The sequence below is a fragment of the Azospirillum sp. 11R-A genome, assembly GCF_049472615.1.
Taxonomy (GTDB): domain Bacteria; phylum Pseudomonadota; class Alphaproteobacteria; order Azospirillales; family Azospirillaceae; genus Azospirillum; species Azospirillum palustre.
In genome coordinates this window covers 12683-36006 of sequence record NZ_JBCEBL010000019.1, presented here as the reverse complement: position 1 = coordinate 36006, position 23324 = coordinate 12683, and the positions used below count along the sequence as shown (strand labels likewise).

General features: G+C 69.4%; 18 protein-coding genes. 12 read left to right on the top strand and 6 right to left on the bottom strand.

Annotated features, from left to right (window positions below; translation table 11 throughout):
• Nucleotides 1-2 precede the first annotated feature (2 nt).
• The 4 genes from VH569_RS22990 to VH569_RS22975 are packed head-to-tail and all read left to right on the top strand — an operon-like array spanning nt 3 to nt 8571.
• Complete coding sequence (locus tag VH569_RS22990) at nt 3-5321, top strand: hypothetical protein (protein WP_423318217.1); 5319 nt, start codon at nt 3-5, stop codon at nt 5319-5321.
• Nucleotides 5322-5379: 58 nt separating this feature from the next.
• Nucleotides 5380-5658 carry an acyl carrier protein gene (locus VH569_RS22985; protein ID WP_098736733.1) on the top strand — a complete coding sequence of 93 codons (279 nt, stop codon included), beginning with the start codon at nt 5380-5382 and terminating at the stop codon, nt 5656-5658.
• Nucleotides 5655-6890: a beta-ketoacyl-[acyl-carrier-protein] synthase family protein gene (locus VH569_RS22980; protein WP_423318215.1), complete on the top strand. Its 1236-nt coding sequence runs from the start codon at nt 5655-5657 to the stop codon at nt 6888-6890. The genes VH569_RS22985 and VH569_RS22980 overlap by 4 nt, the downstream gene beginning before the upstream one ends.
• A gap of 7 nt (nt 6891-6897) precedes the next feature.
• Nucleotides 6898-8571: an AMP-binding protein gene (locus VH569_RS22975; RefSeq protein WP_423318213.1), complete on the top strand. Its 1674-nt coding sequence runs from the start codon at nt 6898-6900 to the stop codon at nt 8569-8571.
• 39 nt (nt 8572-8610) lie between these two features.
• Here the strand turns inward: VH569_RS22975 and VH569_RS22970 are convergent, their stop codons facing one another.
• The 6 genes from VH569_RS22970 to VH569_RS22945 form a co-directional block, all read right to left on the bottom strand.
• The gene (locus tag VH569_RS22970; protein ID WP_423318211.1) at nt 8611-9351 is read right to left on the bottom strand and encodes an MBL fold metallo-hydrolase; all 741 of its coding nucleotides are present in this window, start codon (nt 9349-9351) and stop codon (nt 8611-8613) included.
• 5 nt (nt 9352-9356) lie between these two features.
• Entirely contained in the window at nt 9357-10190 is an 834-nt protein-coding gene (locus tag VH569_RS22965; protein WP_423318207.1) for an ABC transporter permease, read from the bottom strand.
• A complete protein-coding gene (locus VH569_RS22960; protein ID WP_423318206.1) occupies nt 10187-11116 on the bottom strand; it encodes an ABC transporter permease in 930 nt (309 codons plus the stop codon). The genes VH569_RS22965 and VH569_RS22960 overlap by 4 nt, the downstream gene beginning before the upstream one ends.
• Nucleotides 11094-12257: an extracellular solute-binding protein gene (locus tag VH569_RS22955; RefSeq protein ID WP_423318204.1), complete on the bottom strand. Its 1164-nt coding sequence runs from the start codon at nt 12255-12257 to the stop codon at nt 11094-11096. Before VH569_RS22955 ends, VH569_RS22960 begins: the two co-directional genes overlap by 23 nt.
• A gap of 50 nt (nt 12258-12307) precedes the next feature.
• Nucleotides 12308-13420 carry an ABC transporter ATP-binding protein gene (locus VH569_RS22950; RefSeq protein WP_423318202.1) on the bottom strand — a complete coding sequence of 371 codons (1113 nt, stop codon included), beginning with the start codon at nt 13418-13420 and terminating at the stop codon, nt 12308-12310.
• 141 nt (nt 13421-13561) lie between these two features.
• Nucleotides 13562-14533: a LacI family DNA-binding transcriptional regulator gene (locus VH569_RS22945; protein ID WP_423318376.1), complete on the bottom strand. Its 972-nt coding sequence runs from the start codon at nt 14531-14533 to the stop codon at nt 13562-13564.
• Nucleotides 14534-14647: 114 nt separating this feature from the next.
• On the opposite strand from VH569_RS22945, the gene VH569_RS22940 reads away from it, so the two are divergent.
• From VH569_RS22940 to citE, 8 genes are all read left to right on the top strand, one after another.
• Nucleotides 14648-14779 carry a hypothetical protein gene (locus tag VH569_RS22940; RefSeq protein WP_423318200.1) on the top strand — a complete coding sequence of 44 codons (132 nt, stop codon included), beginning with the start codon at nt 14648-14650 and terminating at the stop codon, nt 14777-14779.
• Nucleotides 14776-14982 (top strand): antitoxin Xre/MbcA/ParS toxin-binding domain-containing protein, encoded by a 207-nt coding sequence (locus tag VH569_RS22935; protein ID WP_109047475.1) that lies wholly within the window; start codon nt 14776-14778, stop codon nt 14980-14982. Before VH569_RS22940 ends, VH569_RS22935 begins: the two co-directional genes overlap by 4 nt.
• 103 nt (nt 14983-15085) lie before the next feature.
• Entirely contained in the window at nt 15086-15796 is a 711-nt protein-coding gene (locus tag VH569_RS22930; protein ID WP_423318198.1) for a response regulator transcription factor, read from the top strand.
• Nucleotides 15762-18317 (top strand): sensor histidine kinase N-terminal domain-containing protein, encoded by a 2556-nt coding sequence (locus VH569_RS22925; RefSeq protein ID WP_423318196.1) that lies wholly within the window; start codon nt 15762-15764, stop codon nt 18315-18317. Before VH569_RS22930 ends, VH569_RS22925 begins: the two co-directional genes overlap by 35 nt.
• Before the next feature lie 125 nt (nt 18318-18442).
• Complete coding sequence (locus VH569_RS22920; RefSeq protein ID WP_423318194.1) at nt 18443-20743, top strand: NADP-dependent malic enzyme; 2301 nt, start codon at nt 18443-18445, stop codon at nt 20741-20743.
• 221 nt (nt 20744-20964) lie between these two features.
• The gene (gene citC / locus VH569_RS22915) at nt 20965-22083 is read left to right on the top strand and encodes a [citrate (pro-3S)-lyase] ligase (protein ID WP_395456494.1); all 1119 of its coding nucleotides are present in this window, start codon (nt 20965-20967) and stop codon (nt 22081-22083) included.
• A gap of 59 nt (nt 22084-22142) precedes the next feature.
• Nucleotides 22143-22439 carry a citrate lyase acyl carrier protein gene (gene citD, locus VH569_RS22910; protein WP_423318192.1) on the top strand — a complete coding sequence of 99 codons (297 nt, stop codon included), beginning with the start codon at nt 22143-22145 and terminating at the stop codon, nt 22437-22439.
• A complete protein-coding gene (citE, locus tag VH569_RS22905; protein WP_423318190.1) occupies nt 22436-23308 on the top strand; it encodes a citrate (pro-3S)-lyase subunit beta in 873 nt (290 codons plus the stop codon). The genes citD and citE overlap by 4 nt, the downstream gene beginning before the upstream one ends.
• Nucleotides 23309-23324: the final 16 nt, after the last annotated feature.

Here is a 23324-nt window from a genome sequence, read left to right as displayed (position 1 = left end):
CCATGACGGATACCCAGTCCAACACCGCCGCCGCCTCTGCCGCCGCCGCGTCCGACACCATCGTCGATCCGCTGTGGCCCGGTCCCAGCCTGTTCGTGCCGATCGGCATCGAATGCCTGCTGGTCGGCGTTCCCAACCAGCAGGGCAGCTGGGCCGCCCTCGGCATCGACTACCGCAAGGTCCCGGCGAACGTCGATCCCGAGCCGCAGCCCTTCCAGCTCCGTCCCGCCAACGCCCCGCCCGGCACCGGCGCCCATTTGCAGGCGACCCTGCCGATGGGCTACCGCCAGGGCCAGCAGCAGCCCGACGGATCGGTCCTGTTCCCGCCGATCCCGAACCGCTGGCTGGTGGCCCGCTCGGTGGTGACGACGCCCGGCGCCGCTCCGGTGTTCACCGTGTGGGTGTTGCAGGGCGATTTCCTGGGCGACATGGGGGAGGGCAGCAACACCTATCCCGATCCCGTCCAGACCGGCAACACCCAGTGGGTCGGCCGCGCCTTCACCTTCGACAATTGGACCAATCCCGCCGGTCCGGCGCAGCCGCTGCTGCGGTCGGTCGGGCCGGGCTCCGTCAGCTGGGTGGTCACCTACGACAACACGCTGAATGTGCTGAGCTTCTACGACAGCCTGTCGGACGTGTCCGCGGGCAATGTCACCTATGCCATGCTCGGCTGGTACAGCCCCTCGGGCTTCGATCCGCTGCTGGGCGTTACCGACGCCGACCCGCAGGGCTTCACCACCCAGGACGAGTGGCAGTCGATCCTGAACACGCTGCTGCTCAACGTCCATGGCGAGTCCGGGCTGGCGGCGGCGGAGGCGGCCTGGCAGGACTGGCAGGCGGCCAATCCGATCAGCGGGGGTGCCACCATCCCGGCGATCCAGATGCAGCTCGCCGGCCAGACGCTGTGCCACGGCATGGTGTTCGACATGGCGTGGAACGGACCGCAGCAGAGCTACCCGCGCGACCCGGTGCTGAACGGCCAGAATCCGGTGTCGGTCGCCGTCGGCAGCACCGGCGTCGAAGCGATCGCCGCCTGGATGGCCACCATCCTGAACCAGCCCGATCTGGAGGATCTGATCCTCGCGGTGCAGCAGGATCTGGTGTTCGACTATCTCCAGCAGCCCTCGGTGTTCGCCACCCGGACGCTGGAGGCGCGCTTCGCCAAGGCCGACGGCGGCACCGTCTGGCTGGTGGCGCGGCCCGACTACGATCCCTCCGACCGCGGCCGGACCCTGCAGACGGTGGACCTGTCGCCGGCCCAGACCCAGGCGCTGACCGCGCTGAACGACGATCAGGCGGCGCTCGACGGCACCAGCCAGCTGATCGCCTCGAATGTCTGGCAGCTCTTCGCGCTGGTCTACAAGCTCCAGCAGCTCGGCCCCTTCTCGCCGGATACCCAGACGGTCCAGGACGCCATCGACGCGGTCATGGCCACGCTGACGACGCTCGACGCCCAGCGCACCGCCCAGGCCGCCGCCGTCGAGGTCGACAAAACGGCCCTGCTGGGCCTGCTCGGCAGCGAATTCGTGCTGTCCAGCAACGGGAACACGCGGTTCCACGCCCCGGCGGCGACGACGGTCATGGTGGCCGGCGCCCAGCAGGACACCCGCCTGCTGCCGCCCGGAACCGACGGCGGCCCCGAGGACAGCCTGTTCAGCCGCTTCACCGGCCAGACGGTGTCTGCGCTGACGGTGATCGAACCGGTCGGCGGCACCACCCAGACCATCGATGCCAACGACCTGACCAGCCGCGTCCCCACCCTGCCGCCGGCCAGTTCCGGCGTGCCGAAGGAGATGACCGACTATCTGGTCGAGGTGATGCTGTTCGACACCTCCAACGCGCGCTTCCTGGCCGCCATTGCCTATCAGAAGGCCGGGGTCACGCCGACATCCGCGCAGCTGGACACGCTGGCCGCCACCATCGCCGCTCAGCAGACCGCACCGTGGAACGCCACCCCCGCCACCCCCTACACCGAGGAGACGGTGGGGGCCGCCGTTGGCTTCACCGGCGTCGTGCCGCTGAAGCGGTCGGTGCTGCCCTGGTCGCCGCCCTGGACGCCGCTCTACATCGACTGGCAGGTCACCTGGTATCCGACCGCCGCAGCCGCAGCCGGCATGCTCGACGGCTGGACGCTGGAGGGGTTCGACTACAGCTGGACCGGCACCGCCATCGGCACCGCGAGCGAGACCATCAGCGGCCGGTCGCTGGTGGGCACCCAGATCGCCGCCGGGCTGGCGGAGAAGCTGAACGATTTGGTCACGCTCAATCCCAATTTCGACGAGCTGCCGCAGTACCAGCAGGACGCCCTGACCCAGGCCGCCGCCGACATCGCCGAGTATGACATCGTCACCGAGGCGCTGAGCGGCTTCGGCGGGTTCATGCTGATGCAGCAGGGCCAGATGACCGAGCTGACCAGCGACGACCCGGCGGTCGAATCCTGGCTGGAGCTGGCGCCGTCCGTCGTGCCGCTGCCGGGCAGCGGGACCGACGGCAGCGCGCCGGGCTTCTACCCGGTGCGGTCCGGCCATTACGTCATCAACCAGCTCTGGGTGGTGGACGCCTTCGGACAGATCCTGCGCACCACCAACCCCGGCCAGGACGTGCTGCCGATCCGCTCCAAGAGCGTCGCCACCCCCGATGCCGGCGGCCAGGACAACAAGCGCTTCGTCCAGGTGGCGCCGCGCATCCAGCAGCCGGCCCGCGTGGCGCTCACTCTGCTGGACGCCGAGGACGATGCGATCCCCACCAACTCGTCCAATCTGACCAGCCCGGTCGCCGGCTGGCTGCTGCCCAACCATCTGGACAACAGCGTGCAGGTGTTCGCCGCCGACGGGACGCCGTTGGGCGAGATCCTGCCGGTGGAGACCGACACCGGCCGCGGCATCCGCTGGGATCCGGCGCCGGGGCTGAACCTGCCGCTGGGGTCGCCGCCGGCCATCGGCAATGCCCATCTTCTCGGATTCGTGCAGGGGCTGCTGGCCCAGGGGCCGGTCTCCGGCGATCAGGCGTTGCAGGATCTGCTGGACGTGATCGACGTCACGCTGTGGCGCACCACGGCGACGCCGCAGCCGGACGGCGACAATCTCGCAGTGCTGATCGGGCAGCCGGTTGCGGTGGTGCGGGCGGACATCGCCCTTCATCTCGACGGCGACCCGGCCTGCGACCAGTCCTGGGCGGCCACCGGCAAGAACGACGACGGCGGCGTCACCGCCATGCCCTTCCCCGTCTATGTCGGCGACATCGCCTATGACGGCAACGGCGCGCTCGGCTTCTTCCTCGACGACGATTACTCGCTGCTGAATCCGCTGCGCGGCTTCGACACCGCCTTCGGCACCGTGCGCCGCGCCCTGTCCTCGCGGACCGGCAACCCGCGCAGCAACCTCGGCCGGGCGATGGCGCGGCTGCCGACTTTGCTGGCGGCGGGCAGCCCGGCCACCAGCTCGGGCTATCTGAACCCCGACCCGTCCTTCCCCCTGCTGCCCGACGGGCCGGTCCACCGGCTGACGGTGCTGATGGACCCGCGCGGCTCCATCCCCGCCGTCTCGGGCATCCTGCCGGTGGAGACGGTTTCGCTGCCGCCGGGGGTCGTTTCGGCGATGAACACCCTGCTGGCCACCTTCCGCGTCGGGCCGCTGCTGATCGACCCGCGCGAGGTGCAGATGCCGCTGCCCGGCAACGTCTCCGGCACCTGGTCGTGGATCGCCAGGACCGGCGTCACCGTGTGGGAGACGGTCGCGAACCTGAAGAGCAGCCAGCCCCAGGCGCTTCTGCCGACGGCCATACCGGCGGCGCGCGAAGGCTGGTTGGGGCTGGTGCCCACCCCCGCCAGCGGCCCCTCCAGCGGCCAGTCCGGCGGCTCGCTCAAGACGACCCGGCCCGTCGCCGACCAGAAACTCGCCCACATGCAGTTCCACGAGAGGTACAAAGCCATGGCAGCGGCCCCCACGGCGACCACGCCGCCCTATTACCAATACCGGTTCGACCCCAACAGCCTGATCATCGGCGCGACGACCGCGCCGACGCTGACCGTCACCAACCCCAACGCGACGACCGCGCTGACGGGCACCCAGACCATCTACGTCAAGATTCCGGTGGGCAGCGGCGCCGACGCCATCGCCACCAGCCTGGGCGGGGTTTCGGTGACCACCAGCACCCCGACGTGGCTGGCCCTGCCCTTCTTCAGCACCAACCCGCCCTACATCAAGCTGACCGGCCCGGCCCTGGCGGCGGGAGCCAGCCTGTCGGTCTACTTCAACAATCTGGTGGTCAACGATGCGGTCGGCACTGCCGCCTTCCCGGTCCAGGAGAGCTTCACCGGCGGCGGCACCACGGCCGTCACCATCGCCAAGACCAACCAGCCGCTGGCGATCCAGCAATTCTACGCCAACCCGATCACCGTCGCGCAGGGGCAGTCGACGACGCTGAACTGGACGGTTTCGGGCGGCAGCTACGTGCTGATCCAGCCCGGCAACATCAAGCGCCCGGTGCAGGGCAGCAGCTTCACCGACAGCCTGCAGATGCCGGTGTCGCAGGCACAGACGATCTACACGCTCCAGCTCTACACCGACGACCGTCAGTTCAAGCAGGACGTCACCACCGCCTATCTCGGGCCGGTCAGCGCCACGCTGTCCTGCGACCCCAGCGGCCCGATCGACACCGATGCCAGCGCGGTGCTGAGCTGGAGCAGCACCTACGCCGTCACCCCGCTCTATCTGTCCACCCCCAGCGGTGCGCAGCGCGTCGGCGCCCAGGGGCAGCAGCCCGTGGTTCCCGGCAACTACCTGACCGGCAACCAGTCCAGCGTGACCTTCTCGTTGCAGGCGCTGGGCTACCAGGGGCCGGTCAACCGGACGGCGACGGTCACCTTCAACCCGGTGCGCATCCGCTGGTTCCGCTACACCGACGCCACCCTGACCCAGGTCACCTACAACGTGGTCAATCCGTCTCCCGGATCGCCGACCCTGAGCACCAGCGGTCAGGACTACACGCTGACCGCCTATGGTCCGGGTGCGGGAAGCGGGCCACTGGTCGGCCATCTCGGTCCGGGGCCATATCTCCAGGTCCAGCTCCTCAGCGCGACGCCGAGCCCGGCCACCCCCGGCGCGACCGTGACGGTCAGCTACCAGACATTGAACGCGACGTCGGCAACCCTGGCAATCGGCAACCAAACCGCGATATCCGTTCCACTCGACACGACAAAACAGACGGGGCAGACAACCATTACAGCGCCATCGGCCTCGACTGTGCTAACATTGACCATCTCCGGTAACGGGCAGGCGCCGGTCTCCAGCGAGCTGGACCTGCCGGTCACCACCGGCTGACCGGGCCCCGCGCCGCCGCCGTCCCGAACCCCGATCGACCTCAACCGAAGGAACCCCGATGCCCGACTCCACCCCCTTCGCCGACAGCCCGGTCTGGGGCGGTATCAAGGACTGTATCGTCAAGGTCGTGCCCAGCCTGCGCGAGACCGAGTTCACTCCCGACACCCGTTTCGACCGGCTGGGGCTGGCGTCGATCCAGGTCATCACCATCACCTTCGAGATCGAGGAGATGTTCGGCGTCGGCATCGTCGACGAGGGGCTGGACGTCTTCGAGACCTGCGGCGAGCTGGAGGTGCTGGTCCGGCGTCTGGCCGCCACCAGAGAGGTGACGGCATGACAGGCGGTCGGTACCGCCGCCCCGACGGCTCGCACCGGGTGGTGGTGACCGGCGTGGGCGCCGTCACCGGCTTCGGCGTCGGCCTTCCCGCCTTCTGGCAGGGCGTGACCGAGGCGCGCACGGCCATCCAGCCCACCTGCCGGACCTTCGAGGCGATGGAGGTCGTCCGTCCCGCCGCGACCGTCGTCGGTTACCTGCCGCTGGATCATTTCAGCGAGGCGCAGCTGCTGACCTGCGAACCCTTCGTGCAGTATGCGCTGCTGGCCGCACGGGAGGCCATCGCCGCCGCCGGCCTGACCTCCGCCGACCTGACCGACGCGGCCATCGTGCTCGGCTGCGGCGGCGGCGGCGAACTGTCGCGCCAGGAGACGGCCATCCACCTGTTCGCCAACCGCCGGCCGCGCGCCCATCCGACCACGGTGCCGCGCACCAACCACCAGGCCTGCTGCGGCATGATCGCCATCGAGCACGGCATCCTCGGGCCGTCCTTCGTCGTCGCCACCGGCTGTGCCTCCGGGTCGCACGCCATCTCGCAGGCGGCGATGATGGTGCGCCACGGCTATGCCGACCGCGCGCTGACCGGCGGGACCGAGGCCAACGTCATCTATGCGGTGATGCGCTGCTTCGACGCGGCCCGGACCATCGCTTCCGACACCTGCCGCCCCTTCTCCACCGGCCGCTCCGGGCTGGCGCTGGGCGAAGGCTCCGGCATCCTGGTCATCGAGACGATGGAGTCCGCCGACAGGCGCGGCGCCCCGGTGCTGGCCGAGATCGCCGGCTTCGGCATGTCGAGCGACGCCACCGACACCGTGCAGCCGACGATCCGCGGCCCGGTCCGGGCCGTGATGCAGGCCCTGGCCGATGCCGGACTCAACACCGATGAAATCGGCTATCTCAATGCCCACGGCACCGGGACACCGCTGAACGACCGGGTGGAAACGGCGGTGGCCCATGCGGTGTTCGGTCCCCATGCGGCGCGGCTGATGATGTCCTCCACCAAATCGCAGATCGGCCACACCTTCGGCGCCGCCGGTGCGCTGGAGCTGATCGCCACCATCCTCGGCCTCGCCCGCGGCGTGGCGCCGCCGACCGTCAATTACCAGGGCGCCGACCCCGACTGCGACATCGACTGCGTTCCGAACGAGGCGCGCGCCCATCGCTTCGGCGCCGCCGTCTCGCAGTCCTTCGCCTTCGGCGGCGTCAATGCGGCCATCGCCGTGCGGGCGGTGTGAGGCGGCGATGACGGGGCTTCTGAACTGGCTCGACCATGGCGGGACCGCAGGCGACCCGCTGTGGCATTTTCCCGCCGAAGGAATGGACCGGCGGCTTTCGGAGCTGCGGACCCGCTCCGGCGTCCTGGCGGCCGGGCTGGCGGCCCGCGGCATCCGGCCGGGCGACCGCGTGGTCATGCTGCTCGACACCGGCTCGGCCGCGATCTGCCTGCTGCTGGCGCTGTGGCAGCTGCAAGCCGTGCCGGTGCCGCTGCGGCCCTGGTCGGGGGCGGTTTTGGAGACGGCTTCGGAGAGGGCCGGCGGCTTCCTGCGCTTCCTGCTGGAGGTGACGCGGCGAAGCGATGCGCGGCTGGTGGTGACCGACCGTCCCGCCGTCGTTCCGCAGCTCGACCCTTTGCTGACCACGGTAGAGGCGCTGGAGGCGCCGCTCGAGCGGTCGCCTCCGACCGGCGGCGATGGCGAGTGCAGGGCCGACGGGCTGGCGCTGATCCAGTTCAGTTCGGGCAGCACCGGGCAGCCCAAGGGCGTGATGGTCACCCACGCCATGGCGATGGCGCAGCTCCGCCAGCTCGCCGACAATTATGCGGCGGCCGGCAGCGGCCGGCCGCCGCGCTCGATTGCGTCCTGGCTGCCCTTCTATCACGACATGGGGCTGTTCATCGGCATCCTGCTGCCGCTGTTCACCGGCGCCGATGCCATGGTCGCACCCCCCGCCTGGTACATGCGCAATCCGGCGCGCTGGTTCGCCGCGATGGCCGCGCGGGGCAGCGATCTGAATTTCTCCACCAGTTCGGTGCTGGCGGCGACGCTGCGCGGGGTGCGCCGCCTGCATGGCCGCGGCTGCGATCTGTCGGCGCTGATCCTCTATGTCGCCGCCGAGAAGATCAGCCCGGCGGTGCTGGACGAGGCGGCGGCGGTGCTGGCGCCGCTGGGGATGCCGCCGTCGCAGCTGCGCGCCGGCTATGGCATGGCGGAATACACGCTGGGCTGCACCCACAGCCGCGAACCGGGGCTGCGCCGGCTGCGCGTGCGCATCGCTCCGGGGGGCCGGGTGCTGGCCGACGGTGGCAACGGCTGCGGTGGCGGCGGTGAAACGCTGGACCTCGTTTCGGTCGGCAGGCCCAACGATGCCTGCGACCTCGTCGTGCGCGACGAGGCGGGATGTCCGCTCGGCGAGATGAGGCTGGGCGAGATCACGGTCGCCGGCCCCTGCCTCACCCCCGGCTACTGGCGCGACGAGGCGATGACGCAGCGGGCGCTTGGCCGGGGATGGATGCGCTCCGGCGATCTGGGCTTCCTGCACGACGGCGAGCTGTTCTTCGTCGCCCGCAAGGACGAGATGCTGGTGGTGGGCGGCCGCAATGTCATCCCCGCCGATGTCGAGCTGGAGGTCGAATCGTTGCCCTTCGTCGGCCCCGGCCGCGCGGTGCTGTTCGCCGCCGACGAGCCCGGCGGGCCGCGTCAGGTGCTGCTGGTCGAAGGAAACGCCACGTCGCCGCCGCCGGTGGTGAGCGGACGGCTGACAGCGATCCGGCGCTGCATCCTCGACGGCTTCGGTTTCGTGCCGACCGACATCGCCGTCGTGCCGAAGGGAACCATCGAGAAGACCTCCAGCGGCAAGAAGCGCACCGCGGTCATCCGCCGCCGCTGGCAGGCCGGAGCCATCCCGCAACTGGCCTGACCGGGATCGCGGCGGACCGCCGGGTCAGGCTGCGGGTGTTTAGGCCTGGAGAGTGATCCGCTCCTCCGGCTGGGCGAGACTTATGCGTTTGTCGGCGGCGCAGGCGGCGGCCAGCCGGTTCCGTTCGCCCATGCGGACATGATAGAGGCGCATCGCGTGGACGCCGAGCCGCTCGGGGAAATCGGACAGCTGGCTGAAGGCGGCGTGGAAGGGCTGGAGCGGGTCCGGTTCCAGCGTCAGGCATTCGTGGAACAGCAGGTCGGCGCCGCGGAAGAGATCTTCGGAGTCGGGCGTGGCCCGGCCGTCGCCGGAATGGGCGAAGGCGACGCCGCCCGCTTCCAGCCGGATGGCACGGTTGGGCATGGAATGGCGGGTGAGCGCGGTGCGCAGGCGGAAGGGGCCGAGCGTGCCGTCTTCCGGGGTTTCGATCCAGCGCAGCGGAAAGGAGAGCGACCGCTCGGGATCGGTGGCGCCGGCCTGGAACAGCAGGGCCAGCTGCTTCCACCCGCCGATGGTGGTGACGATGTCCAGCGGCTTGCTGCGGCGGTCGTCGGTCCAGCGGATCAGCGTCGGCACCAGACCGAAGCAATGGTCGGGGTGATGGTGGGTGAAATAGAGCGCGTCGATGGCGTCGGGGTCCGGCACCTCGCGCCACAGCACGGGCGGCACCGAATGGCCGCAGTCGATCATCAGGCGGAAGCCGTTGGCGGCGACGATCAGCGAGGAATTGGCGAAGGAGGGGTCGGCCGCTTCGCCGACGCCCAGAACCTGGATGTCCATGGGGGTCAATGTCCGACTTTGGCCAGCACGTCGGCCTTGAGGAAACGTTCGATCACCAGCATGAAGCCCACCGAGGGAGCCAGCAGGATCAAGGCGGTGATGGCGGCGATCTGGAAATTGCCGCCCATGCCGGCGTTGAACATGAGCAGCGGCAGGGTGGAGATGTCGGGCACCCCCACGAAGTAGGTGCCGGTGAACTCGTCCAGCGATTCCAGGAAGACGAAGATGGAACTTGCCATCACCCCCGGCGCCGCCAGCGGCAGGGTGATGCCGAAGAAGGTCCGCAGGGGGCCGGCGCCCATGTCGCGCGCCGCCTCCTCCAGCGAGCGGTCGACGGCGGCGAAGGCGGCGGCGGTGATCCAGACGGAGAAGACCAGCCCATGGACGGTGTGGACGAGAACCACGCCTGCCACCGTGCCGTTCAGCCCCAGCGTGTAGAAGATGCGCGCCACGTTGATGTAGACGGCGACGCTGGGAAAGGCCTGCGGCAGCAGGAAGGCCAGCAGGATCGCGCCCCGCCAGGGCAGCCGCAGCCGGGCCAGCGCATAGCCGGCGGGAACCGACACGGCGAGGCAGGCCGCCACCGTCAGCAGCGCGATGGTGACGCTGGTCGCCAGCGACGCCATGGCGTTGGAGCGCGGGGCGAACACCCGCTCCCAGAAGGAGAAGCCGTATTGCAGGGGCAGGGTGTGGGGGAAATACCATTTCTCCGCCACCGCCCACAGGCCGAGATTGGTCAGCGGCCCGAAGATGACGAAGGCCAGCACCCCCAGCGCCAGCCCGCGCGGAATCCAGGCGAATATTTGGGCGAGGGCTCGCATTGGGATGAAGGAGGTCATCGCGCACCGCCCTGGCGCACGCCGTGCCGCAGGTAGAACCAGCCGACCAGACCGGCCATGGCGTAGGAGACGAAACCGAGAGCGTTGGCGACGCCGTAGTCGCCGTGGGCGTTGATGCGATAGGCCATGTCCACCGTGATCATCGTCGGGCTGTTGGGGTTGATCATCATCGGCACCGACATCACCGACAGCATGGTCACGAAGCTGAGGATCAGCCCGACGACCAGCGTCGGCCGGACCTGGGGAACGACGATTTCGGCCAGGATGCGCAGCCGCCCGGCGCCGAGATCGCGCGCCGCCTCGATGGTCGAGCGGTCGAGCGAGGCCATGGCGCCCGCCACCATCAGCGCCACGAAGGGCGTCTGTTTCCAGACGAAGGTCACCACCACGCCGCGCCAGTCGAGCAGGCTCGCCGCCTGCAACGGCTCGATGACGCCGCCCCCGATCAGCAAATTGTTCATCAACCCGTTCTTGGCGAGGAAGGAGCGCATCATCTGGGCGGCGACGATGAAGGGAATGAACAGCGGCCAGCGGTAGAGCCAGCGCAGCAGGGTGACCGCCAGCCGGTTCTCGCCGAGCGTCAGATAGCCGCCGATGGCCACCGACAGCACGGCCACCAGCGCCGAGGACAGCAGCACGATGGCCAGCGTGAAGGCCATGTCGAGGCTGTACAGCTCGAACGCCTTGGCGATGTTCGCCAGCGTCCAGCCGCCGTCGCGGCCCTGGAAGGCGCTGACCGCCGACAGGCCGAGCGGATAGAGGAAGAACAGCGCCACCATCGCCAGCGCCGGCAGGACCAGAAGCACGCCCCACAGCCAGTCGGGAACGGTCCTGGCGGCGGGCAGGGCGGGGGCGCCGTCTCCCCCGCGCGAGCGGGGGAGGGCAGCGGGACGGCCGGCCGCCTCAGTTGGCAACGGTGCGCTCATAGGCTTCCATGATGTCGGTGAAATAGCCCGACAGCGGGAAGGGCTTGCCCTTGCTCGCCAGTTCGTCCGGCTTCACGTCGGTGAACAGCTTGGCCCAGGTCTGCGCGTCCAGCTTCGGCTGCACGTAAGTGGCGTCGATGCCCGGATACCAGTTGAAGCGCTTGACGATGCCGTCGGCCTGCACCTCGGGGCTGGTCGCCAGTTCGATGAACTTGCGGGCGGCGTCCTGGTTGGCGGCCTTGGCCGGGACCGTGTAGTACATCGGCTGGCCCGGCATGCCCGGACCGATCAGCTGGAGCTTCATCGCCGGGTTGAGGCGGCCGTCGGCCTGCCAGCTGTAGAACATGTCGACCCACACCGGCCCCATGGCGATCTCGCCGCGGTTCAGCATGTCGAGCGTGCCGGCATTGCCGGGGGTCAGCGTGACGCTCCTGTTGAAGTCCTTCAGGCTGGACAGCGCCTTCTCGATCGCCGGCTTCATCGCGGCGTCGTAGGGGCCCTTCTCCAGCCGGGCGGCATCGCCGATGTTGGCGGCGGCCCAGCCGGTGACGAAGCCGACGCCCGACATGCCGCCCTTGATGCCGTTGTAGCCGAAGGATTTCGGGTTGGCCTTCACCCATTCCGCCAGCTCGGCGTAGGTCTTCGGCGGCGCCTTCACCAGTTCGGGGTTGTAGGCCAGCGCGATCTGGCTGTGGAACATCGGCAGGACATAGCCGGTGACGTCGGTGCCGAGCGCGTTGCGCGCGCTGTCGCGGCTGGCGAGCGTGCCGGTCTTCACATCGCCGACGTAAGCCGACAGCATCTTCTCCTGCACCATCTGGCCGGCCATCTTCTGGTGGATGACGGCGACGTCGACATCCCATCTGGCGGCCCCGGCGGCGGCCTCGGCGCTCAGCTTCTCGTAGATCTTCTGCGATCCGCCGTCGCCCGGCCCGGTGCCGGCGGCGCGCACCTTGACGCCCGGATTCTGCGCCTCGAACTTCGGCGCCAGATACTCGTTGACGTAATCGACCATGTTCTGGTCGCCGGCGGTGAGCACGGTCAGCACCGTCTCGGCCTTCAGCGGCGCGGCGGAAAGACCGGCGGCGAGCGCCAGACCGGCGGCCCCGGCGAGCAGTGTCCTCAGCGTCGTGAGCGTCATGGAAAAATCCCCCTTCTTTCCCGATGGTGGACCGGATGGTTGAGATCGCCTCAGGCCGTTCCCGCCGCCTCCCGGCGGAGCGGGAAGCAATGCAGGGCCGAAGGCGGGATGACGATGGCGACGGCGTCGCCGACCGTGCGGCGGTCGTCGTCGTCGACCAGGAAGACCGTGCCGCCGACCGCGACGCCGTAGCGCCAGCGGCCGCCGGGATAGGCTGCCTGCGTGATGCGACCGCGCAGGACCAGCGCGTCGGGCGGAACCTGTCCGGCCGCTGCCAGCCGCACGGACTCGGTGCGGAAATGCGCGGCGACCGGGCCGCTGCCCGGCATCTCGACCTGTGCGCCACCCTGCGCGCCGTCTTCGCCGAGCGGCAGGCTGACGGCGTCATGGTCCGGGCCGGCGGCGATCTCCAGCGTCCGCTCCGTCCGGGTCGCCTGCAAGGGCACCACATTGTCGGCGCCCAGGAAGCTGGCGACGAAGGCGCTGGCCGGGCGGCGGTAGATCTCCTCCGGCGTGCCGATCTGGGCGATGCTGCCGGCGTTCAGGATGACGATGCGGTCGGCCATCACCATGGCCTCCTCGCGGTCATGCGTCACATGGACGGCGGTGATGCCGAGCCGCTGTTGCAGCGCGCGGATTTCGTGGCGCAGTTCGAGCCGGATGCGGGCGTCCAGGTTGGACAGCGGTTCGTCCAGCAGCAGGATGTCGGGATTGATCGCCAGCGCCCGGCCCAGCGCCACACGCTGGCGCTGGCCGCCCGACAGCTGGGTGACGTTGCGGTCGGCCAGCCCGTCGAGCTTCAGCAGCCGCAGCATCTCGGCCACCCGCTCGGCGATGCGCGGGCGCGGCCAGCGGCGCAGCTTCAGGCCATAGCCGATGTTCTGGGCGGTGGTCATGTGCGGCCACAGCGCATAGGACTGGAAGACCATCGCGGTGTCGCGGCGCTCCGGCGGGGCATTGGTCACGTCGCGCCCGGCGATGGCGATGCGCCCGCCGTCCACCGGCACGAAGCCCGACACCGCCCGCAGCAGCGTGGTCTTGCCGCAGCCCGACGATCCCAGCAGCGCCACGAACTCGCCGGGGCGGACATGCAGGCTGACGCCGTTCAGCACGCGCGACCCACCATAGGCGACGGTTAGATTCTCGACATGCAATTCCGCCATCGCCGCAGACTTCCCGCATTTCCCGAAGTGGTCAGCGCCCTTGCATGCGTATGCAAAGCCGCTGACGCAGGGTTTAGGGATGAAGCGTGAAGCCCGAATGATGGAATTGTGATGCTTTGGTGAATGCGGTCCTACCGCGTGTCAAAGGCGCGCCGATCCTCGCCTGACCAGCAGCGGGGGCGGGCGGTGCAGGACCGGCGGGGCGTCGGGCTCCGCCAGCCGCCGCTCCAGCATGTCGAGCAGGGTGGCCACGATCTCCTCGACCGGATTGCGGATGGTGGTCAGGGAGAAGCTCGGCCAGCCGGCCATCGGCACATCGTCGAACCCAACGATGGACAGGTCGTCCGGCACCCGGAGGCCGAGGGCGGTGCGGGCGGCGTCGAGCGCGCCGAAGGCCATGGCGTCGTTGCCGCAGAACAGGGCGTCCGGTCGGTCCGGACCGGCCAGCAGCCGCAGGGCCTCGCGATGGCCGCTGTCGTAGCTGTAGTCGCCCTCTCCCGCGGCGGCCAGCGGCATGCCAAGCTCCGCCAAGGCCGCGCGGAAGGCGCTGCCGCGCTCCTGTTCGGAAAAGGCGGTCGGGCGTCCGCCGAGATAGGCGATGCGGCGGTGGCCGGCGGCGACCAGAGCCTGCGCCACCAGCCTTGCGCCGAGCGGGTTGTCGCAGCAGATGCTGTCCACCCCGTCCGCCTCGACCGCCCGGCCGTAGAGAAGCAAGGGGACGCCGAGCGCCATCAGGCCGCGGATCGCCGCCGGAGAGACGCTGCCGGCCGTCACCACCACCGCATCCACCTGATAGTCGAGGGCGGCCATCGCCGTGCCGTCCAGCGCATCCGCGGGGTCGCCGCGCACCAGCAGCGGCTGTTTGCCGCGCGAGGCCAGACCGCGGGTGAGCGTTTCGAACAGATAGGGCTGGAACGGCCCGTCCAGATCGCCCATGACGACGCCGATCAGGTTGGTGCGCCGGGTCGTCAGGCTGCGCGCGATGGCGTTCGGGCGGTAGGACAGCCGCCGTGCCGCCTCCAGCACGCGGCTGCGCGTTTCCGCCGAAACGCTGGCCCCCTCGGTAAAGCACCGTGACACGGCGGACTGCGATACCCCCGCCAGCCGCGCCACATCCACTGCGGTCGCCCGCCTCCGCTCCCCCGTCACTGTTCCTCCGGCCGCTCGGTCGCGGGGGCGAGTGTAAGGGCTTCGCGGCCGGGGTGCCAGACCGCCGACACTGGGGACATGGACATGATCGGCGACAGGTCTTTGACAGCTGCGGTCTTTACCATGGTGTCCGGCACGATGTCCGTGGGCCGGATGCACCGGCGAACGATCCGGCAGTCGGCCTTTTCCGAAGTCGAGGTGATCTTATGATTGGGGTCAATGCCATGGTGGATGGCGGTCTGGTATTCGATCGGGCCGTCGAGGTTCTCGGCACGGCCGAGCGCGCGGCGGAGTGGATGGGCTGCAAGGAAAGCCTGCTCGGGGCCAAGCCCGGCGAACTGGTGGAGACCGGCGACGGGACGGCGCGGGTGCTGCACTGCCTGCGCAGGATCGAGCTGGGACAGCCTGTCTGAAGCGGCGCCGGGCACCGGCGATCCGCGCCTTTTGATGGTGTCGCGACGCGGTTCCCCCGCGCCCGCAGCGGCACGGCCGGTTCTGTCGACGGAGGCTGGTAACATGCGCATATTGGTGGTCGAGGACACCGAGGATCTCGCCGACGCGATCATCCAGCGCCTGCGCAAGCATGGCTACGCCATCGATTGGGCCGCCGACGGCTATCAGGCGGAGGAGCTGCTGGCGGGCGAGACCTATCAGCTCGTCATCCTCGACCTGATGCTGCCCGGCCCGGACGGGCAGACGCTGCTGCGCCAGCTGCGCCGCAAGGGCGACCAGACGCCAGTGCTGGTGGTCACCGCCCGGTCGCGAGTCGACACCAAGGTCGATGCGCTCGACCTCGGCGCCGACGATTATGTCGTCAAGCCCTTCGATTTCCGCGAGCTTGAGGCGCGCTGCCGCGCCCTGCTGCGCCGCCATCACGGCATCGCCGCCTCCGAACAGGTCTTCGGCAACATGGTTTTCGACACCGCCACCAAGAAGGTGACGGTCGAGGCCCAGGCGGTGGATCTCAGCGCGCGGGAGTTCCGCCTGCTGGAGCTGTTCCTGTCGAACCTGAACCGGGTGATGGCCAAGGACACGCTGATCGACCGGCTGTGCAGCCTCGACCAGCCGGTGGCGCCCAACGCCATCGAGCTGTACGTCTCCCGTCTCCGCCGCAAGCTGGAGCGCGCGTCGGTCGTGATCCGCACCGTGCATGGCCAGGGCTATGTCGCGGAAAAGCAGGATGGGCGGCTGGATGCCCGACCAGATGGACGCCACGATGCCCCCTGACGGCCGGACCGCGGGGTCGCTGCAACGGCGGCTTATGGTGCGGCTGGTGCTTGTGCTGGCGCTGGTGGCCGGATGCCTGTTCCTGCTGATCCGCAGCGATGCGCGCCGCGCCGCCGACGGTGCCTACGATCAGCTTCTCCTCGCCTCCGCGCTCGCCATCGCCGATGCCGTGCGGGTGGAGGAGGGGGCCGTGGTGGTCGATCTGCCCTATTCGTCGCTCGGCATCCTCGCCATGGCGCAGCGCGACCGCGCCTTCTACAAGGTGCTGGACACCGACGGCAGCCCGGTCATCGGCTATCGCGACCTGCCCGGCGCCGTGCGGCAGGACGACGTTGCCAGCTTCACCGACACCGTCTATCGCGGGGAGCCGGTGCGCGTCGTCGCCCTGGGCCATCTGATCGTCCAGGCGCGGCGGACCAACTGGGTGACCATCGTCGTCGCCCAGACGCGGGAGGAGCGCGACACGCTGGCCCGCGGGTTCTTCATGAACTCCTTCCTGCCGGTGATGCTGATGATGCTGGTCAGCATCGGGCTGGTGTGGTTCGGCGTGCGGCAGGCGCTGGCGCCGCTGGGGTTCCTGGAGCGGCTGATCCATGCCCGCCGGCCCAACGATTTCAGCGCCATCGAGGTGTCGGCCCCGGCGGAGGTGCGCCAGCTTCTGGGCGCCATCAACATTCTGATGGCGCGGCTGCACGGCAATCTGGAATCGACCAAGACCTTCCTGGCCGACATGGCGCACCAGATCCGGACGCCGTTGGCCGCACTCCGCTCGCAGTCGGAACTGGCGTCGGAGGAGACCGATCCGGCCCGGCTCCAGCGCATCGTCGGCCGCATCCACCGCAACGCCGTCGAGGCGAGCGAGCTGACGACCCAGCTGCTCAGCCATGCCATGGTCGTTCACCGCAGCGAGGCGCTGCATCCCGATTTCGTCGACCTGACGGTGCTGGCCCGGCAGGTGGTGCAGCGGGCCTCCGCCATCGCCGAGGACACCACGCTCCGCGTCGAGCAGGAGGGCGCGGACAACATCGCGGTCTGCGGCGACGGGGTGATCCTGCGCGAGGCGCTGGTCAACCTGGTGGACAACGCCATCAAATATGGCGGCGACGCCGGCGCGGTGGTGGTCCGGCTGTGCCCCGCCAACGGCGAGCGCGGGCCCGTGGTCGAGGTCGCCGACCGCGGCCCGGGTGTGCCCGATGACGAGAAGCCCAAGGTGTTGAGCCGGTTCGGCCGCGGCAGTTCGGCGGCGGGGACGGTGGGCAGCGGGCTGGGGCTCGCCATCGTCGCGGCGGTCGCCGACGGGCATGGCGCGTCCTTCTCGCTGATCGACCGCCCCGGCGGCGGGCTGATCGCCCGCATGGCGTTCCCGCTCGACCATCGCTGCCAGTCCTGCCGGAGCGACGGCGGGGCGGACCGCCCGGCAGAGCAGGGCGGCACGGGGGAAACGGCGGGAAAGGCGCAGCGCTGCTGGCTGCCGTCGCTGATCCTGCTGCTGTCGATCCTGCTGCTCTGGCCGGGGGAGAGTTTCGCCAGGCGCACCCTCTATGCGGCGGAGGGAGCCGGCACCGCGACGCTCGTCATCGCCTCCACCACCGACCGGCCGGTGATGGAGGGGCTGATCCAGGATTTCCAGCACCGCCATCCCGGCATCGCCATCCAGTATGACGAGATGACGGCGGTCGAGCTTTACGACGGCATCGTCAATCCCGGCGAACGGCTGCCCGATCTGGTCATCAGCTCCTCGGCCGATCTGCAGGTGAAGCTGGTCAATGACGGCTACATGCAGCGCCATCTGTCGCCGGCGACCGCGGTCCTGCCGCGCTGGGCCAACTGGCGGGACGAGGCGTTCAGCTTCGCCCAGGAACCGGCGGTCATCGTCTACAACCGCGACCGGGTGCCGGAGGCCGACGTGCCGCGTACCCGCGACGACCTGATCCGGCTGATCCGCGAGAAAGACGCTTACGATGGCCGCATCGTCACCTACGACATCGCCCAGAGCGGCATCGGCTTCCTGCTCGCCACCCAGGATTCGGTGCTGAACAGCCAGTTCTGGCAGCTGGTGGACGCGATGGCCGACCGCCACATGGACCAGCGCTGCTGCACCGGCGAGATGCTGGACCAGATCGAGCGCGGCGAGTGGCTGATCGGCTATAATCTGCTGGGGTCCTACGCGCGGGCGCGGCAGCTGGCGGGGGCGCCCATCGGCATCGTGCTGCCCAGCGACTACACGCTGGTCACCTCGCGCGTCGCCTCCATCCCCAAGGGGGCGGCGCTCGCCGGGCTGGGCGGGCTGTTCATCGATTACCTGCTGTCGCAGGAGGGGCAGACGCAGATCGCCAACAGGACGCCTTTCTACGCCATCTCGCCCAGTGTGGACGGGCCCTTCTCGGCGGCGCATCTGCTGGCCGAGCTGAACGGTCCGCTCCAGCACACCACGCTGAACCCCGGCCTTCTCGTCTTTCTGGACGACAGCAAGCGCGCCCGCTTTCTGCGGCAATGGCGCATGATGACCAACAGGTACTGACAGGCTTCTGACAGATATCGCGCCTATAACCCCAAGACTTCGTCAAAAAGCGGACAGGCAAGCCGCAGAAATGCCGCCTTCGGCATCGACATGCGTCCGCGAGACAATCAATATTGGGGAATGCCATGTCGGGCGATCTGAAGGAGCGCGCACTCGATTACCATCGTCTGGGGAAACCGGGCAAGCTGGCGATCGTGCCCACCAAGCCGATGATGACGCAGCGCGATCTGGCGCTGGCCTATTCACCCGGTGTGGCCTTCGCCTGCACCGACATCGTCGCCGATCCCGCCAACGCGGCGGAGGTGACGGCGCGGGGCAATCTGGTGGCGGTGATCTCCAACGGCACCGCGGTGCTGGGGCTGGGCGACATCGGTCCGCTGGCCGCCAAGCCGGTGATGGAGGGCAAGGCGGTCCTGTTCAAGAAGTTCGCCGACATCGACGTCTTCGACATTGAGGTCGATGAGAAGGACGTCGATGCGCTGGTCGACACCATCGCCCGGCTGGAGCCGACCTTCGGCGCCATCAACCTTGAGGACATCGGCGCCCCCGCCTGTTTCGAGGTCGAACGCCGGCTGAAGGAGAGGATGAAGATCCCGGTCTTCCACGACGACCAGCATGGCACCGCCATCGTCGTCGCCGCGGCCGTCTACAACGCCTTGCAGGTGGTCGGCAAGCGCATCGGCGATGTGCGCGTCGTCTCCACCGGCGGCGGGGCGGCGGGCATCGCCTGCCTCGATTTGCTGGTCGGCATGGGGGTGAAGCGCGCCAACATCGTCCTGGCCGACCGCGAGGGCGTCGTTTATCAGGGCCGCAACGTCGGCATGAACCCGTACAAGGACCGCTACGCCACCGCAGGCGCCGTGCGCAGCCTGGACGAGGCGATGGTCGGCGCCGACATCTTCCTCGGCCTGTCCGGTCCTGGCGTGCTGACCGGCGCGATGGTGAAGAGGATGGCGGCCAAGCCGCTGATCCTGGCGCTGGCCAACCCCGATCCGGAGATCACGCCGGAGGAGGCGCGCGCCGCCCGTCCCGACGCCATCATCGCCACCGGCCGTTCCGACTATCCCAATCAGGTCAACAACGTCCTGTGCTTCCCCTTCATCTTCCGCGGCGCGCTGGATGTCGGGGCGACCACCATCAACGAGGCGATGAAGATCGCCTGCGTCAAGGCCATCGCCGACATGGCGCGGATCGAGGCGTCCGACGTGGTGGCCGCCGCCTACACCGGCGAACAGCTGCGCTTCGGTCCCGACTATATCCTGCCCAAACCTTTCGACCCGCGCCTGATCGTCGATGTGGCGTCCGCCGTCGCCGAGGCGGCGATGGAGAGCGGCGTCGCCACCCGGCCCATCGCCGATCTGCGCGCCTACCGCGAGCGTCTGGGCCAGTATGTCTTCCGCTCCGGCCTCGTGATGAAGCCGGTGTTCCACAAGGCGGCCCAGGCGCCCAAGCGCGTCGTCTATGCCGAGGGCGAGGACGAGCGCGTCCTGCGCGCCGCCCAGGTGGCGGTGGACGAGGGCATCGCCCGGCCGATCCTGCTCGGCCGTGACGAGGTGGTGGCGCGGCGGATCGAACAGCTCGGCCTGCGGCTGGTCCCCGGCCGCGACGTGACGGTGGTCGATCCGGTGCGCGATCCGCGCTGTCACGAGTATGCCGATGTCTACCGGCAGGCGATGGGCCGGCGCGGCGTGTCGCCGACCTTCGCCGCGACCATGGTGCGGGCCGACGCCACCGTCTTCGCCAGCCTGATGGTGCGGCGCGGGGCGGCCGACGCCATGGTCTGCGGCACCGCCGGGCGCTATGCCGAGCATCACCGCCATGTCCGCGACCTGCTGGGCCGCCGCGGCGATGCGCCGGTCTCCGCGGCGATGACGCTGCTGATCCTGGGCAAGGGCACCTATTTCCTGACCGATACCCACGTCAACCCCGACCCGAGCGCCGGGGAGATCGCCGAGATCGCCGTGCTGGCGGCGGAGAAGGTCCGCCATTTCGGCATCGAGCCGAAGGTGGCGCTGCTGTCCCACTCCAACTTCGGCAGTTCGGATTCGCCGTCGGCGCTGAAGATGCGGGCGGCCTGCGACCTGCTGCGCCGGCGGGCGCCGGAGCTGGAGGCGGATGGCGAGATGCAGGCGGGGGCGGCGCTGTGCGAGGCGGTGCGCGACGCGGCCCTGCCCAACGGCCGGCTGCGCGGACAGGCCAACCTGCTGGTGATGCCGACGCTGGATGCCGCCAACATCGCCTTGGAGATGCTGAAGGTGCTGAGCGACGGCCTGTCTGTCGGCCCGATCCTGCTCGGCGTCAGCGCCCCGGCGCACATCGTGACGCCGGAGATCACCACCCGCGGCATCGTCAACGTCACGGCACTGGCCGTCGTCGACGCCCAGATCGACACCACCCCGGTTCCGCTGCGCCAGGCGGCTGAATAAGGGCGGCAGTTTTGCGGACCGGTGGCGGCGCCGGTCCGCGAACCCGCGACAAAATGGACCAGCAGGGGAACCGGGCCTGACAGCGATTTGACAGAAGTCCGGTCCACACTGGGTTCCATCGGACGCCGCGGAGGCGTCGTTACCGGCGCGGGGGAAGGGAGTGCCCAACCCATGAAACACCGCGACCACCCTGTCGGAAGCTCCAGAAGGAGCATGAATCCGTGACTGACGAACTCGACTTCTACGCCGTCGATCCGGCGACCAGCGCCAGGGAGCGCCGGGACATCAGAGCGCTGCTGGGCCGCTGCGGCCTGGATTACGAGGAGCACATCCAGGTCTTCGTGGTCTGCCGCGACGCCGGCCGGCTGGTGGCCTGCGCCGGGCTGGAAAGCAACATCGTCAAATGCTGCGCCATCGACCCGGACCTGCGTGGCGGATCGCTGAGCCTGACCCTGCTGAGCGAGGTGGTCCATCTCGCCTACGAGCGCGGCCACTCGCACCTGTTCCTCTACACCCGGCCGGAAAACGTCTCCTTCTTCCAGGGCTGCGGCTTCTATGCGCTGGCCGAGGTGCCGGGCTACGTCACGCTGATGGAGAACACGCCGGTCGGCATCCGCGCCTATTGCGACCGGCTGCGCGCCCAGCGTCCGCCGGGCCTGCGGCCGGATGCCCGGATCGGCGGCGTCGTCATCAACGCCAACCCCTTCACGCTGGGCCACCAGTATCTGGTGAGGCTGGCGGCGGCGCAGTGCGACTGGCTGCACCTGTTCGTGGTCAGCGAGGACGTTTCCTTCGTCTCCTACCGCGACCGCTATGCGCTGGTCGAGCAGGGGGTGCGCGGGATCGAGCGGCTGACCCTGCACCACGGCTCGCAATACATGGTCTCGCGCGCCACCTTCCCCGACTATTTCTTCAAGGAGAAGGGGGTGGTCGGCGATTGCTGCACGGCAATCGACCTGCTGCTGTTCCGCAACCACATCGCGCCGGCGCTCGGCATCACCCACCGCTTCGTCGGCACCGAGCCCTTCTGCGAGACCACGCGCAAATACAACGCCGACATGAAGTTCTGGCTGCAGGGGGCCGGCAGCACGGCCCCGGCGGTGACGGTGATCGAGGAGGCGCGCACCCGGTCGGGCGGCACGCCGATCTCGGCGTCGGAGGTGCGGCGCCTTCTGCGCAGCCGTGACCTCGACCGCATCCGCGCCCTGGTGCCGGCGCCGACCTTCGAGCTGCTGCGCGAGAAATACCTGTCGAAAATCCTGCCGTTCGCCCCCGACCCGCTGGGTCATGGCGGCGAGCCCGACGCGCCGGCGCGCCGGGCCGTGGCGGCCGGCATCTGAACCGGCCCGGCGGCGCGACGCCTGGTGCGTCCGCCGCCGGGTCCTCTGGAGTGGGACCGATGAAGATCGTCAAGGAGGCCCTGGCGGGCACGCTCGAATCGAGCGACCTGCTGGTCAAGGTATCGCCCGGCCCGGGCACCGGGCTGGAAGTCGTCATCAGCAGCGAGGTCATGCAGCAGTTCGGTCTCCAGATCGAGCGCGTCGTGCGCGGCACGCTGGCCCGGCTCGGCGTCACCGCCGGGCTGGTGGTGGTCGAGGACAAGGGCGCGCTCGACTGCGCCATCCAGGCCCGCGTCCAGACGGCGGTGATGCGCGGGGCCGAGGCCCAAACCATCGACTGGAGTGCGCTGTCATGAAACTCCGCCGCAGCATGCTTTTCCTGCCGGGCGCCAACGCCGCGATGCTCAGCACCGCGTTCGTCTACAAGCCGGATTCGATCATGTTCGACCTGGAGGACGCGGTCTCGCTGCGCGAGAAGGATTCCGCCCGCCTGCTGGTCTTCCATGCCCTGCAACTGCCGGTCTACCGCGAGACCGAGACGGTGGTGCGCATCAACCCGCTCAACACGCCCTTCGGTCAGCTCGACCTGGAGGCGGCGGTGCGGGCCGGCGTCGATGTCGTCCGCCTGCCCAAGACCGACTGCGCCGAGGATGTCGAGCTGCTGGAGCGCGAGGTCGAGCGCATCGAGCGCGCCTGCGGCCGCGAGGTCGGCTCGACCAGGCTGATGGCCGCCATCGAGAGCGCCAGCGGCGTCATCAACGCGCTGTCCATCGCCAAGGCGTCGCCGCGGCTGATCGGCATCGCGCTGGCCGGCTTCGACTATGTGATGGACATGCAGACCGAGCGCGGCGACGGCACCGAGCTGTTCTATGCCCGCTGCGCCGTGCTGCATGCCGCCCGCGCCGCGAAAATCGACGCCTTCGACGTGGTGTGGTCCGACCTGAACGACGAGGCCGGCTTCCTCAAGGAGGTCGACCTGATCAAGCGGCTGGGCTTCAACGGCAAGTCGCTGATCAACCCGCGCCAGATCGAGCTTCTGCACAACGCCTACGCCCCGACCGAGGAAGAGGTCGAGTATGCCGGCCGCGTCGTCGCGGCGGCGGCGGAGGGCGAGCGCAAGGGGCTCGGCGTCGTCTCGCTCAACGGAAAGATGATCGACGGTCCCGTCATCGACCACGCGCGCCGTGTGCTGCAGCGGGCCGAGGCGTCGGGAACCCGCAAGTGAACTGGAGTGCTCTGCC